The sequence below is a fragment of the Dorea formicigenerans genome, assembly GCF_025150245.1.
GTDB lineage: Bacteria > Bacillota > Clostridia > Lachnospirales > Lachnospiraceae > Dorea > Dorea formicigenerans.
Genome location: NZ_CP102279.1, coordinates 1,469,741 through 1,482,494, shown reverse-complemented (window position 1 = coordinate 1,482,494; position 12,754 = coordinate 1,469,741). Strand labels below are relative to the sequence as shown.

Sequence of the window (12,754 nt, the reverse complement as noted above, 5' to 3'; positions counted from 1 at the left end):
TTATTATTCAAGAATACCAGGATTCAGGAGTTTTTAATTCTCTGTCATTTTCTATGATTTTTCTGTCATTCCGGTATCTTTATCTTTAAAAAGGGCCGTCAATCCGACAGCCCCTCTCATATTCTAATTCTCTTTATTATTCTTAATCTCTGTCTCCAGTTGAACAATCTTCATCTGAAGTTCCTTGTTCTCTTCCTTTAACTTGTCCAATGCTTTATCCGCATTCTCTAATTTGATCTGTACAGATATCAGTTCATGCTTCAGATCATACATCTCTTTATCTTTTGCTTCAATATCACTTTCCAGTGTACCGCCCTGTTTTCGTGCTTTAAAATAATCATCCGCAATATTAAGTGCCAGCAGAACACTTCTTGTCTCTGCACTCTGCTTACGATATCCCTCACTACTGCTGCATTCGTCAATCTTATGATTCAAATATGTAGATACCTTCTGCAGATATTCTTCACTTTCAAATCCACTTAAAGTGAATACTTTTCCTCCAATTAAAACTTCTGTAAAATTCTTTGATGATGCCATAAAAGCCTCCCACAAACTCTGCTATTTCTTATGAATATAATTTATTATAAACTAAACTGTCATAAAAACCAACTATTTTTCATGATTTTGCTTCAAAATCCCTAAATGTGCATACGCAAGATCTGTCACGATCCGCCCTCTCGGTGTTCTCTGAATAAATCCATTCTTCAATAAATATGGCTCGTACACATCCTCTATTGTTCCTGAATCCTCACTCAAAGAAGCCGCCAGAGTATCCAGTCCAACAGGACCGCCATCAAATCTTTCTATGATCGTCATTAAAAGATTCCGGTCTGTCTGATCTAGTCCACACTTATCTACGTCAAGAAGATCCAGTGCATAATTCGCCACATCTTCTGTAATATATCCATCATACTTCACCTGAGCAAAATCTCTCACACGTTTCAAAAGACGATTTGCAAGTCTCGGCGTCCCCCTGGAACGTCTCGCAAGTGCAGTAGCTCCGGCATCATCTATCCCTACATCAAGAACCTTTGCTGACCGGGCAATAATTCTCTTAAGTTCTTCAACTGTATAAAACTCCAATCGGTGAATCACACCAAATCGGTCTCTGAGCGGTGCCGTCAGCATGCCGACACGAGTTGTTGCTCCCACCAATGTAAACTTCGGAAGATCCAGTCGAATGGATCTGGCACTTGCTCCCTTTCCAATCATAATATCTATCGCATAATCTTCCATAGCCGGATAAAGAACTTCTTCCACCTGACGATTCAAACGATGAATTTCATCTACAAAAAGTACATCTCCCTCCTGCAGATTATTGAGGATTGCTGCCATCTCACCCGGCTTTTCGATTGCCGGTCCAGATGTAATCTTAATATTCACATGCATCTCATTAGCAATAATTCCGGCCAGTGTTGTTTTACCAAGGCCTGGAGGGCCATAAAAAAGTACATGATCCAGGGTTTCCCCCCTCTCTTTTGCTGCAGTAATGTATACTTTTAAAATCTCTTTTGCTTTTTCCTGTCCAATATAATCATCTAAAAGCTGGGGCCTTAGGTGACTTTCAATCTTGACATCCTCTTCCAGATTCTCTGTTGTTATAATTCTCCTGCTCATATCTCTCCCCTTGCAGTAATCAGAACATGAACTTCAATGCTCGTTTAAGCAATTCTTCCACCTGCATATCTGGTGTGATTTCCACCTGTTTCACAGCTTTCAGTGCTTCTGTATTGCCGTATCCCAATGCAACCAGCGCCTGAACCGCTTCGCTTTGAATCTCTCCTCCTGTTGACATCTGGGCTTTTAAAGCACCATCTTCTGTTATTGCATGTTCCAGAGCATCTTCGATGCTCAACTTATCCTTAAGTTCCACAATCAACTTCTGCGCTGTTTTTTTCCCGATCCCCGGTGCGGATGAAATGGCTTTCACATCATCAGCCATAACTGCAAACCTCAGATCATCTGGTGACAATACCGACAGAATTGCCTGACCTCCTTTAGGTCCGATTCCACTGACTCCGATCAGTAACTTAAATACATTCAAATCATCTACTGTCAGAAATCCAAACAGCTGCATTGAATCTTCCTTGACATTCAAATAAGTATGTATCTTCACTTCACTTCCAATCGGTGGAAGCTTACTCATAGATTGCGCTGACATATAAATTCCATATCCTACGCCTCCTACATCTACAATTACTTTATCTTCATATTGAGCAGCCAGCTCACCTCGTATATACGATATCATAGTACCTCCTCTGCTCCTTCTACTCTAAAAACATAATATCGCTTATTCTCCTAAGCACCTGATCTGCAACAACACCGATCAAAAATCCCGTAATCAGTCCGGCAACAAGAAGCACCGGCATATAATATGACATTGCAAATGTCTCAACAACAATCATTGCAACAACCAGTTGTCCAATATTGTGACAGACACCGCCTGCAATACTGATTCCAATAACACTGAATCCTCCTGCCTTTTTCAAAAGTGCCATCACAGTTAAACTAAGTAATCCACCTGCCAGACTATACGCAATACTAAAATAATTTCCAAACAAAACACCGCTTAAAAGGACACGTACTATAGATAATACATACACTTCCCTAAGCGGTATCTTATAAAGTGCAATCACGATAATCAGATTAGCCAGCCCAAGCTTGACTCCCGGGATTCCAAACGAAATCGGAACAAGAGTTTCTATATAGCTAAAAATCAATGCAAGCGCTGTAAATACTCCAAAATATGCTACGCGGTTTTTCACTTTTATGTCTCCTCCTACTATATCAGGCTGCTCTTTCTTATTCTTTATCCGCTGTGGCACATAATGCTACTGCTTCACGGACACTAATTCTGAACTTTAATTACTTACCGCATCATACTGGCTGTTCTGATGGCTGTCAACTTCCACAATAATCTTATTCGGCAGGCAGATAATACTTTCTTTATTCTTAGAAACCGCCTTCTGCTTCACACAGAGCTGATCCGGGCAATCCGCACGGATCATATCAGCTTCTCCATTCTTGATTTTCAAAACATTGCTTCCATTATTCAGCACGATCTCCTGATCATCTGCCAGACTATATACGCCTTCTATCTTTCCATTCACCTTTACCGTAATGTAATCCGCACTTTTCTCTCCAATAATCCTATGTAACAACATACACGATCCCGCCACTACCAGAATGATGATCATTAGTACAATATCTTTTTTCTTCAATCTATTTTTCATCTTGGCTACCTCTCTACGGATATTTTAGCACAGTACTTCTATCTATGCAACCACATGTTCGATTGTTTCTTTCACCAGAATCACTTTCTTAAACTCAAGGCAGCTAGTGTCAAGTGTCTGAAAGAACAATAGCATTGCATATCTCATATTTCATGTTATAATTACCATAGTTATAAATACTTGAAAATGGAGATTATTATGAAACTAAAACAAATGATTGCTGTTCTAAGTTCAGTTGCCATGCTCTTATGTGGCTGCAGTTCTGCGAATGCAAAAGACCAAACTTATTCCGACACACTTTACGATACAGTTGTAAAGGTCCAGATTCTGGATCCTGTAAACAAGAATGTCATGAGCGGATTAAAAAGTCTTTGTCAAAAATACAATACCATGTTTTCTATGTATGTAGAAGGCAGTGACATTTACAATATCAATCATGCCCAAGGCATGCCGGTAGCTGTTTCCTCTGATACTGCGACACTTATCAAAAAAGGTATCTACTACGGCGATTTATCCAATGGATCTTTTGATATCACGATTGGATCTGTTTCCCAATTATGGGATTTTACTTCTGGTTCCGGAACTGTTCCAGATGCAGATGCAATTGCCTCTGCGCTCAGTCACGTAAATTACAAAAATATCAGCGTATCTGATAACACCGTCCAGCTTTTGGATCCAAACGCTTCCATTGATGTAGGTGCTATTGCCAAAGGATATATTGCGGATCGTATCAAAGATTATCTGAAAAAAAATGGTGTAAAACATGCAGTCATAGATTTGGGAGGAAATATCCTTCTGCTCGGATCCAAGACCGACGGCTCCAAATATAACATCGGAATCCAGAAACCATTTGGCGAGACCGGAGAACCGATCACTTCCATCAAAGTAGCAAATAAATCTGTTGTTACAACCGGGATTTACCAGCGTTACTTTGAGGCAGATGGGAAAATTTACCATCACATTCTTGATCCTCGCACAGGTTATCCATGTGAGAATACATTGTACAGCGATACAATCATTACTGATTCTTCCCTGACAGCTGATGCTCTGAGTACAGTATGTTATCTCATGGGATATGAAGCTGCCAACGATCTGATCGATCAGTTAGAAAATGTAGATGCATTGTTTATTACAAATGACAACGAAATTCACTACACAAAGAATTTTCTTCGGTAATTTCGGCAAATACTTATTTTCATCTTTCAGATTTGTAAGAAGCTTTTAATAATATGGTGCAGATTCAATAACACATTTCCATAATAATAACTCATTGGCGGATTTCCGGGAAAATACCGGAGCATCCGCCAGATATAAAACAAAATCATCAATATTCCAAGCATGGCAAGAATTTTCCATGCTTTTTTTGTATCAGAAATTCCCAATATATATCTTCGTATTCCGAACCACAGAATAAAAATCATAAAAAGATATACAAATGGATGCATCTGCCAAGCTCCCGCAAAATCCAGATGCAAAAGACGTATAAGTGCTCTCGTCATGCCACAACCCGGACACGGAAGTCCGGTAATCAGCACAGCCGGACAGATTGTAATAAAAAATTTCCTAAGCAACACAAAATAGGCGAATACTGAAAGTATCGCCCATTTTGCATGTTTCACATCTTTAAAAAATATCGTTTTTCCAACTTTTAATCTTTGTTTCAGATTACGTTTTTTCTCCATCTTCCACTTTAATTCTTTCTAGAGAATAACTTTCTTCGGACATTTTGCCGCACATGCACCGCATCCGGTACATTTTTCCGGATCAATATGCGCAACATTATCCAGAACCTTAACAGCATCAAACTGGCATGCTTTTTCACACATCTTGCAGCCAATGCATCCAACTTTACATGCCTTCATGACATCTTTACCCTTGTCTTTAGAATTACATTTTACAAGATGTTTCATGTCATATGGCACAATCTCAATCAATTTACGAGGACACGCGGCAACACATTTTCCACAAGCTTTACAAGCTTCTTTATCAACCACAGCAACGCCATCAACAATGTGGATTGCATCAAACGGACAGGCTTTCACACACGTTCCTTCTCCAAGACATCCATATGTACAAGTCTTTGGCCCGCCATTCTGCATCATATTGACCATGACACAGTCACCAATTCCATGATATTCGTAATCTGTTGCTGCCTGCTCACATGTTCCACCACATTTTACAAATGCTACTTCATGGATCTGCTCGCCTGCAGACACTCCCATAATCTCACCAATCTTGGCTGCGACTGGTGCACCTCCGACCGGACAGCTTCCAACTTCCGCTTCTCCCTTTGCAATTGCTGCAGCAAGGCCGGAGCATCCGGCATATCCACAACCGCCACAGTTATTTCCCGGAAGCACTCCAAGAATTGCCTCTTCTCTCTCATCTACTTCAACCGCAAATTTCTTTCCGGCAAGTCCAAGGAATACACCAATGAACAAGCCAGTACCACCTACGATAACAGCAGCAATAATAACAGCTGTAATATTCATTGTCTATCCCTCCTATATCAGTCCTGAAAATCCACAGAACGCAATTGCCATAAGACATGCTGTAAGCAAGACAATTGGCGTCCCCTGGAAGGACTCTGAAATATCATTGTACTCAATCTTCTCACGAATACCTGCCATAATTACGATTGCAATCAAAAATCCAACAGATGTTCCAACACCATTTACAACGCCTTCTAAAATTGTATAATCTTTCTGGACATTTGTAAGTGCTACACCAAGAACCGCACAGTTTGTTGTGATCAGTGGAAGATATACTCCAAGTGCCTGATAAAGTGATGGCATCGCTTTTTTCAGAAACATCTCAACAAACTGAACGAGTGCTGCAATAAATAATATAAATACAATCGTCTGCAGATATTCAAATCCTAATGGAACAAGAATAAATTTATAAATCAAACTTGTCAACAGGGAAGAAAGTGTAATAACAAACACAACTGCTCCTCCCATACCTGTAGCTGTCTCAACTTTTTTGGATACTCCAAGGAATGGACAAATTCCAAGAAACTGGCTGAGTACAACGTTATTTACAATAGCTGAACCGATTGCAATAATCAGTAATTCTGATAATGTCTTCATACTCTGCACTCCTCCTATTCTTCATCGCCTGTTGGAAATACTTTTCCGCTACATCCGGCACATCCGGCACAGTCTGAGCAACATCCTTGAGGCTCTGCGATTTTCTTGCCTTTCTTTTCAGCATTTTTTCTGATTTTATTCATACCTGCAACCAAGAATGCAAGAACAAGGAATGCTCCTGGTGGCAGGATAAAGATTGTTACCGGGACATAACCGCCCTGTCCGGCTGCAAGATCTGCAAGCGGCAGAATCTGTTTTCCGAAAATTGCTCCTGTTCCGATGAACTCACGAACAATACCAATGCATGCAAGTCCAAATGTAAATCCAAGTCCCATACCAATTCCATCAAAGATAGAAGGAAGAACCGGGTTCTTGGAAGCATAGCTCTCAGCACGTCCAAGAATGATACAGTTTACTACAATCAGTGGAATGTAAAGTCCAAGTGCATCATAAAGACTCGGCACAAATCCTTCTAACAGGAACTGAACAATTGTTACAAATGAAGCAACAACTACAATGAACGCCGGCATTCTGACTGAATCCGGTATGATCTTACGTAGCATGGAAATCAACATATTGGAAAGGACCAGTACAACTGTTGTTGAAAGTCCCATACCAACTCCATTGATTGCAGATGTCGTAACCGCAAGTGTCGGACACATACCAAGCATCAGAACAAAAGTAGGGTTCTCTTTAATCAGTCCATTATAAACTCTTTCCGTACATTTATTCATCTTTAATTACCTCCCTGTCCAAATGCATTCTGATAATAGCCAAGGGCCGCATTGACAGCTCCGGTCACTGCTCTTGAAGTGATTGTTGCACCACTTAAAGCATCTATCTGCTCACCGTCTCCTCCATCTTTTGACACAGCAAACTTTGTCGGATTCTTTCCTACATACTGTTCATAGAAAGACGGTTCTTTTGCTTTCATACCAAGACCTGCAGTCTCACTGATAGAAAGGAAGGAAACACCTGTCACAGTACCATCAGACTGGATACCAACACTAACCTGAATATCTCCGCCATATCCGTCCTTATCGGTTGTTGTGATGACATATCCTGTATCACCAACTGTACAGACTTCGTCAATAGTTGCATTAACACCAAGATCACTGATTGCCTGCTTTGCAGCCTTCTGATCTACATCTGTCTCTTTAAACTCATCAAGCTTTGCATCTGGAAATACAGCCTGCCAAGCTTCTTTTTTCGCCTTTTCCTGCGCCTGGGCGATTGGATTCAGAGTTATCTCATGAACGAGACCAAGTCCAAGTCCTGCAATCAAAGTGATAGCAGTCAGAATCAATGTGTTTTTCAAAATCTTATTCATTATTTCTCTCCTCCTTTACCAAATGGTTTTGGGAGAGTAACTCTCTCGATCAATGGTACAATTAAGTTACTGATAATGATCGCATAGGAAACTCCCTCTGCGGAACCGCCGAACAGACGGAAGAGTCCAGTCAGAATTCCAAGCAAGATTCCATACACGTATTGTCCCTTTGGCGTGATCGGACATGTTACATAATCCGTTGCCATGAACCATGCACCAAGCATCAGTCCACCGCCACACAGATGTGCTGTAATATACTGTGCATCAAAAAATCCTACAGCCGGATTCTGGAAATGTCCAAATATACCAATAAAGATAACGAATGTCACAATATATGTACCAGGGATACGAAGATCAATAATTCCCATTAAAATTAAGAAGATTGCTCCAATGATAATTGCAATCACTGAAGTCTCACCAATTGTTCCAGGAATTGTTCCGATCAGCATGTCCATAGAATTAACAGCTTTCCCTGACTTCAGAAGCGCCAGTGGTGTTGCTCCTGTTACTCCGTCATAGACGAATGTCGTCATCTGACTTGTAAAAGAAATCAAAAGGAAACATCTTGCTCCAAGTGCCGGGTTCATAAAGTTCTGTCCCAGACCTCCAAAAAGCTGTTTTACAATCAAGATACCAAATACACTTCCAAGTGCACCCATCCACCATGGTGCTGTAGGTGGCATATTAAGCCCCAGAAGCAGTCCTGTTACAACAGCACTGTAATCCCCGATTGTAATTTTTTTGTGCATTAATTTTTCATAAATATATTCTGTCAGTACTGCAGATGCTGTCGTACTGATGAGCATAATGAGCGCCGGAACTCCAAAATTATATATACCGAACGCAGATGCAGGCAGCAGTGCAATTACTACCATGAGCATAATCTTGCTGGTTGTCATATTATCACGGATATGTGGTGATGATGACATTTTTAATGTTTGATCGCTCACGTTGATTCACCTCTTATTCTTTCTTATTTCTTCTTGCGATTTGCAAGTGCTGTTTTTCTCATAGAACCGATTGCCTGCTTCAACTGACGCTTAGCCGGGCAGACATAACTACAAGATCCACATTCCATGCATTCCAGGCCTTCGTGTTTCGTAAATGCTTCTTCATCATGGTGTTCCGCATAATCTGCAAGTCTTGATGGAATCAGACGACTTGGACAGACCTCCACACATCTTCCACAATTAATACATGCTGTCGGCTCGTACTGTGCAACTTCATCCTTTGTGAAGCAGAGAATGGATGAAGAAGTCTTTGTTACCGGAACATCCACTGTAAACATAGAAAATCCCATCATCGGACCTCCGGAAATAATCTTCTCCGGATCAACCTTATAGCCTCCAGCTGCTTCAATCAATTCTGCCTGATTCATACCAAATGGCGCTTTGAAGTTGCCAGGTTCATGAACTGCATCTCCACTGACTGTTACAATTCTATCCATAGATGGCTCACCTTTTGCAACTGCACGGTAAATTGCTGAAATCGTAGCAACATTGTCTACAACACAACCAGCATCAGCCGGAAGCATTGATGAATTAATCGCACGTCCAGTTGTTGCATAAATGAGCTGACGCTCACCCCCCTGTGGGTACTTTGTCTGGAGTTTCAGCACTTCCATACGTGGCTCATCTTTTGTCAGTTCTTTTAATTTTTCAATACAGTCCGGTTTATTATCTTCTACTCCAAAAAGACCTTTTGCATTATCAAACAGTCGAAGAATTATCTTCATACCTTCTACTAACTCCTCGCCATGCTCCAAAATCTGTCTGTAATCTGCTGTAATATAAGGCTCACACTCCGCACAATTGGCAATGATATAATCGATCTTATCCGGTTCTTTTGGAGATAATTTTACCTTTGTTGGAAATCCAGCTCCACCCATACCGACAATTCCGGCATCTCCGATTGCATTCAGAATTTCTTCTTTTGACATCTCTGACACTGCCTTTGGTGTACTGTACTCAACTTCCTCATACTCTCCGTCATTTTCAATCACAATGCTGTTGACTTTGGAGCCAGCCGGAGTGAAACGCGGTTCAATAACTTTTACGGTTCCAGAAACTGATGCGTAAATTGGCGCTGATACAAAACCACCGGCTTCCGCAATCATCTGTCCTCTAAGGACATGGTCACCTTTTGCCACAATCGGTACTGCCGGTGCACCGATATGCTGTGACATCGGATATACCAGATCACCTTTCGGCTGTACCTGGACAATTGCTTTATCTTTTGCCAGAGCTTTGCCGTCATTCGGATGAACTCCACCTTTAAATGTTAACAATGACATCCTTTTATCCTTCCTTCCTAATTTGTCTTTTTATACTATACTAGAAAATATCTGATTTTTCCAGTGTTAGCTTCGATTTTCTTGTATATTATGTAATACAGCTCGTTCTTTTATTAACAAAGTAAAGGGGCGAAAGTTCTACAACTTTCCGCCCCTTATTATTTGCATCTTATAATCTATTACTCAGCGTCAGCTGTCTCTTCATCAGCTGCCTCAAGAGCTTTCATGCTAAGGCTGATCTTCTTCTCTGCTTCATTCAGATCAACAATCTTAGCTGTTACTTCTTCTCCAACTTTCAGTACATCTGACGGTTTGTCAACATGTGCTTTTGAAATCTGAGATACATGAAGTAATGCATCTACTCCAGGCGCAAGTTCTACAAATGCACCGAAGTCTGTCATTCTTGCAACTTTACCTGTAATTACTGTTCCAACAGCATAATCTTCTGCAGCATTAGCCCATGGATTAGACTCTGGGAATTTCAGGCTAAGAGCAATCTTTGTATCGTGAATATCTTTTACAAGAACCTTTAACTCATCGCCAACTTTAAATACTTTCTTCGGATTCTCAACACGTCCCCAGGACATCTCTGAAATATGAAGAAGTCCGTCAACTCCACCAAGATCGATAAATGCACCAAAGTCAGTAACATTCTTAACAACACCTTCTACTGTATCACCAACATGAAGCTTCTCAAACAGCTCTTTCTGTTTTTCAGCTTTCTCAGCAACAAGAAGCTGTCTTCTGTCACCGATTACACGGTTTCTTCTTGGATTGAACTCGCTGATCACAAATTCAATTTCCTGGTCCTGATATTTGCTCAAATCTTTCTCATAAGTATCTGACACAAGGCTTGCAGGAATAAATACTCTTGCTTCATCAACTACTACACTGAGACCTCCGCCAAGGATCTGTGTAACAGGAGCTTTCAGAACTTCATGGTTCTCATAAGCCTCTTTTAATCTTTCATTACCTTTCTCGGCAGCTAATCTCTTATATGTCAGCAACACCTGTCCTTCTCCGTCGTTTACTTTCAGAACCTTCACTGTCATAGGGTCACCTACGGATACCATAGTAGTAAGATCTGCATTGCTGTCGTTCGTGTACTCACTTCTTGTAATGATACCATCTGCTTTGTAACCAATATTTAAAACGATCTCATCTGGTTTAACATCGATGACAGTACCGTCTACTACCTCTCCGTTTCTAATTGTTTTTAAAGACTCTTCCAACATCTGTTCAAAAGTTAATTCTGACATTATTTTGAACCTCCTCAATTATTTTATTGGGCGTGGATGCCCCTGCTGTAATACCTACTGTTTCCACGGACCTTAATTGATTCATATTCAAATCGCCAAGTGTCTGTATATAGTACGTATCCGCACATGCATTGCTGCAGATTTCAAATAACTTTTGGGTATTTGAGCTTCTCTTGTCTCCGATGACAATCATCGCATCCACCCGCTTTGCAATGTCATAAGCCTCTTCCTGACGCTCTTTCGTTGCATTACAAATCGTATTTAAAACAATAATATCATAACGCTTTTCAGAAATAATTTCAACTAAATCTTTAAATTTATTGTAATTAAATGTCGTCTGTGCTACTACACAAACTTTTTCACTCTCCGGGACCAGTTCAAATGCCCTTGCTTCCTCTTCTGTCTGAATGATCGTAGCCGGGCCTTGCGCCCATCCTTCAATTCCCATAACTTCTGGATGTTCACGGTTTCCTATAATTACAATATGATATCCGTCCCGGCTTTTTTCTTCCACGATCCTATGTATTTTCTTCACAAATGGACAGGTTGCATCTACATAACGTACTCCGTTTTCATCCAGAAGATCACAGATTCTCTTTGGAACGCCGTGGGAACGGATGATCACGATTCCTGATTCTATCTGCTTGAGTTCTTCTTCTGACAGGATTACTTCAACTCCCTTTTTCTCCATATCTTTGATGACTTCTTCATTGTGAATGATCGGACCATAAGTGTAGATCTTCTCTGCCGAATTTTCTTCAATTTGCTTATATACTGTATCCACAGCTCTCTGTACACCAAAGCAGAAGCCTGCCGATTTCGCCAGTTCTACCTGCATGTTCATCCCACCTTTTCTTTTTCTCACACGATATTATCTGTGATTGCTTTTACAACCTCTTCGATTGTCATATCTGAGCTATCGATCAACACTGCATCTTCCGCCTGTCTGAGAGGTGCAATTTTTCTTGTACAATCGCGTTCATCGCGTTCTTTGATATCTTTCTTAATTTCTTCCAAATCACATGAAACACCTTTTTCTTCCAGTTCTTTGTATCTACGGAGCGCTCTCGTCTCCACACTTGCTGTCAGGAAAATCTTCACATCCGCTTCAGGCAACACGCAGGTTCCAATATCCCTTCCATCCATCACAACGTCCTGAGTTCTTGCAAGTTCTTTCTGAAGATTCAGCAAATGTGCCCTCACCTCCGGAACCGCGGATACTTTAGAAGCCATATTTCCAACCTCTTCATTTCGAAGCCTGGAAGTAATATTTTCGCCATTCAGATACACTTGCTGTTCACCTTGTTCATACTGTATTTTCACTTCTGCACCTTCACATGCCGCGGCAATAGCATCCAGATTCTCCGGATTAATTTTTTTGTCCAAAAAATAGACAGCAAGCGCGCGATACATTGCTCCCGTATCTACATATATATATCCTTTTTCTTTCGCAACCCGTTTGGCAATCGTACTTTTTCCTGCACCAGCCGGGCCATCAATTGCAACATTATAACCCATATTTTCTCCTTCTTAATCTGCTTTATATTTCT

16 protein-coding genes are annotated in these 12,754 nt (G+C 40.8%); 1 reads left to right on the top strand and 15 read right to left on the bottom strand.

The features are described 5' to 3' along the window. Positions 1-123: 123 nt before the first annotated feature. The 5 genes from NQ560_RS07320 to NQ560_RS07300 all read right to left on the bottom strand — a co-directional run bounded on the left by NQ560_RS07320 (position 124) and on the right by NQ560_RS07300 (position 3,233). Positions 124-537, bottom strand: a complete 414-nt coding sequence (locus tag NQ560_RS07320; protein WP_005332876.1) for a cell division protein ZapA — start codon at positions 535-537, stop codon at positions 124-126. A 72-nt stretch (positions 538-609) separates the two neighbouring features. Next, positions 610-1,617, bottom strand: a complete 1,008-nt coding sequence (gene ruvB / locus NQ560_RS07315) for a Holliday junction branch migration DNA helicase RuvB (protein WP_005332877.1) — start codon at positions 1,615-1,617, stop codon at positions 610-612. A 19-nt stretch (positions 1,618-1,636) separates the two neighbouring features. Next, complete coding sequence (gene ruvA / locus NQ560_RS07310; RefSeq protein WP_005332878.1) at positions 1,637-2,248, bottom strand: Holliday junction branch migration protein RuvA; 612 nt, start codon at positions 2,246-2,248, stop codon at positions 1,637-1,639. 19 nt (positions 2,249-2,267) lie between these two features. Then, the gene (locus NQ560_RS07305) at positions 2,268-2,765 is read right to left on the bottom strand and encodes a Gx transporter family protein (protein ID WP_040015480.1); all 498 of its coding nucleotides are present in this window, start codon (positions 2,763-2,765) and stop codon (positions 2,268-2,270) included. A gap of 96 nt (positions 2,766-2,861) precedes the next feature. Further along, on the bottom strand, positions 2,862-3,233 hold the full coding sequence (locus NQ560_RS07300) for a NusG domain II-containing protein (RefSeq protein ID WP_005332880.1): 372 nt from the start codon (positions 3,231-3,233) through the stop codon (positions 2,862-2,864). A gap of 198 nt (positions 3,234-3,431) precedes the next feature. Between NQ560_RS07300 and NQ560_RS07295 the strand changes: the two genes are divergently transcribed. After that, complete coding sequence (locus tag NQ560_RS07295) at positions 3,432-4,409, top strand: FAD:protein FMN transferase (RefSeq protein ID WP_052302920.1); 978 nt, start codon at positions 3,432-3,434, stop codon at positions 4,407-4,409. Between the two features lie 26 nt (positions 4,410-4,435). Here the strand turns inward: NQ560_RS07295 and NQ560_RS07290 are convergent, their stop codons facing one another. The 10 genes from NQ560_RS07290 to cmk all read right to left on the bottom strand — a co-directional run bounded on the left by NQ560_RS07290 (position 4,436) and on the right by cmk (position 12,722). Then, a complete protein-coding gene (locus tag NQ560_RS07290; protein ID WP_005332882.1) occupies positions 4,436-4,915 on the bottom strand; it encodes a DUF2752 domain-containing protein in 480 nt (159 codons plus the stop codon). A gap of 18 nt (positions 4,916-4,933) precedes the next feature. Next, positions 4,934-5,725 carry an RnfABCDGE type electron transport complex subunit B gene (locus NQ560_RS07285; protein ID WP_005332883.1) on the bottom strand — a complete coding sequence of 264 codons (792 nt, stop codon included), beginning with the start codon at positions 5,723-5,725 and terminating at the stop codon, positions 4,934-4,936. Positions 5,726-5,737: 12 nt separating this feature from the next. Continuing rightward, positions 5,738-6,322, bottom strand: coding sequence for an electron transport complex protein RnfA (locus tag NQ560_RS07280; RefSeq protein WP_005332884.1), 585 nt, complete (start codon positions 6,320-6,322; stop codon positions 5,738-5,740). A 14-nt stretch (positions 6,323-6,336) separates the two neighbouring features. Further along, positions 6,337-7,056 (bottom strand): electron transport complex subunit RsxE, encoded by a 720-nt coding sequence (rsxE, locus tag NQ560_RS07275; RefSeq protein ID WP_005332885.1) that lies wholly within the window; start codon positions 7,054-7,056, stop codon positions 6,337-6,339. Between the two features lie 2 nt (positions 7,057-7,058). Continuing rightward, complete coding sequence (locus tag NQ560_RS07270; protein WP_005332886.1) at positions 7,059-7,652, bottom strand: RnfABCDGE type electron transport complex subunit G; 594 nt, start codon at positions 7,650-7,652, stop codon at positions 7,059-7,061. Next, positions 7,652-8,581 carry an RnfABCDGE type electron transport complex subunit D gene (locus NQ560_RS07265; protein WP_040015481.1) on the bottom strand — a complete coding sequence of 310 codons (930 nt, stop codon included), beginning with the start codon at positions 8,579-8,581 and terminating at the stop codon, positions 7,652-7,654. Before NQ560_RS07265 ends, NQ560_RS07270 begins: the two co-directional genes overlap by 1 nt. A gap of 44 nt (positions 8,582-8,625) precedes the next feature. Continuing rightward, entirely contained in the window at positions 8,626-9,945 is a 1,320-nt protein-coding gene (gene rsxC, locus NQ560_RS07260) for an electron transport complex subunit RsxC (RefSeq protein ID WP_005332896.1), read from the bottom strand. A 179-nt stretch (positions 9,946-10,124) separates the two neighbouring features. Continuing rightward, entirely contained in the window at positions 10,125-11,204 is a 1,080-nt protein-coding gene (gene rpsA / locus NQ560_RS07255) for a 30S ribosomal protein S1 (RefSeq protein ID WP_005332898.1), read from the bottom strand. After that, entirely contained in the window at positions 11,185-12,042 is an 858-nt protein-coding gene (gene ispH, locus NQ560_RS07250) for a 4-hydroxy-3-methylbut-2-enyl diphosphate reductase (RefSeq protein WP_040015458.1), read from the bottom strand. The genes rpsA and ispH overlap by 20 nt, the downstream gene beginning before the upstream one ends. Before the next feature lie 23 nt (positions 12,043-12,065). Continuing rightward, positions 12,066-12,722, bottom strand: coding sequence for a (d)CMP kinase (cmk, locus tag NQ560_RS07245; RefSeq protein WP_005332902.1), 657 nt, complete (start codon positions 12,720-12,722; stop codon positions 12,066-12,068). Positions 12,723-12,754: the final 32 nt, after the last annotated feature.

Excerpts from the sequence above, each read along its gene's own strand:
- NQ560_RS07320 (WP_005332876.1), bottom strand. The coding sequence starts at position 537 with ATGGCATCATCAAAGAATTTTACAGAAGTTTTAATTGGAGGAAAAGTA.
- ruvB (WP_005332877.1), bottom strand. The coding sequence starts at position 1,617 with ATGAGCAGGAGAATTATAACAACAGAGAATCTGGAAGAGGATGTCAAG.
- ruvA (WP_005332878.1), bottom strand. The coding sequence starts at position 2,248 with ATGATATCGTATATACGAGGTGAGCTGGCTGCTCAATATGAAGATAAA.
- NQ560_RS07300 (WP_005332880.1), bottom strand. The coding sequence starts at position 3,233 with ATGAAAAATAGATTGAAGAAAAAAGATATTGTACTAATGATCATCATT.
- NQ560_RS07295 (WP_052302920.1), top strand. The coding sequence starts at position 3,432 with ATGAAACTAAAACAAATGATTGCTGTTCTAAGTTCAGTTGCCATGCTC.
- NQ560_RS07290 (WP_005332882.1), bottom strand. The coding sequence starts at position 4,915 with ATGGAGAAAAAACGTAATCTGAAACAAAGATTAAAAGTTGGAAAAACG.
- NQ560_RS07285 (WP_005332883.1), bottom strand. The coding sequence starts at position 5,725 with ATGAATATTACAGCTGTTATTATTGCTGCTGTTATCGTAGGTGGTACT.
- NQ560_RS07280 (WP_005332884.1), bottom strand. The coding sequence starts at position 6,322 with ATGAAGACATTATCAGAATTACTGATTATTGCAATCGGTTCAGCTATT.
- rsxE (WP_005332885.1), bottom strand. The coding sequence starts at position 7,056 with ATGAATAAATGTACGGAAAGAGTTTATAATGGACTGATTAAAGAGAAC.
- NQ560_RS07270 (WP_005332886.1), bottom strand. The coding sequence starts at position 7,652 with ATGAATAAGATTTTGAAAAACACATTGATTCTGACTGCTATCACTTTG.
- NQ560_RS07265 (WP_040015481.1), bottom strand. The coding sequence starts at position 8,581 with ATGTCATCATCACCACATATCCGTGATAATATGACAACCAGCAAGATT.
- rsxC (WP_005332896.1), bottom strand. The coding sequence starts at position 9,945 with ATGTCATTGTTAACATTTAAAGGTGGAGTTCATCCGAATGACGGCAAA.
- rpsA (WP_005332898.1), bottom strand. The coding sequence starts at position 11,204 with ATGTCAGAATTAACTTTTGAACAGATGTTGGAAGAGTCTTTAAAAACA.
- ispH (WP_040015458.1), bottom strand. The coding sequence starts at position 12,042 with ATGCAGGTAGAACTGGCGAAATCGGCAGGCTTCTGCTTTGGTGTACAG.
- cmk (WP_005332902.1), bottom strand. The coding sequence starts at position 12,722 with ATGGGTTATAATGTTGCAATTGATGGCCCGGCTGGTGCAGGAAAAAGT.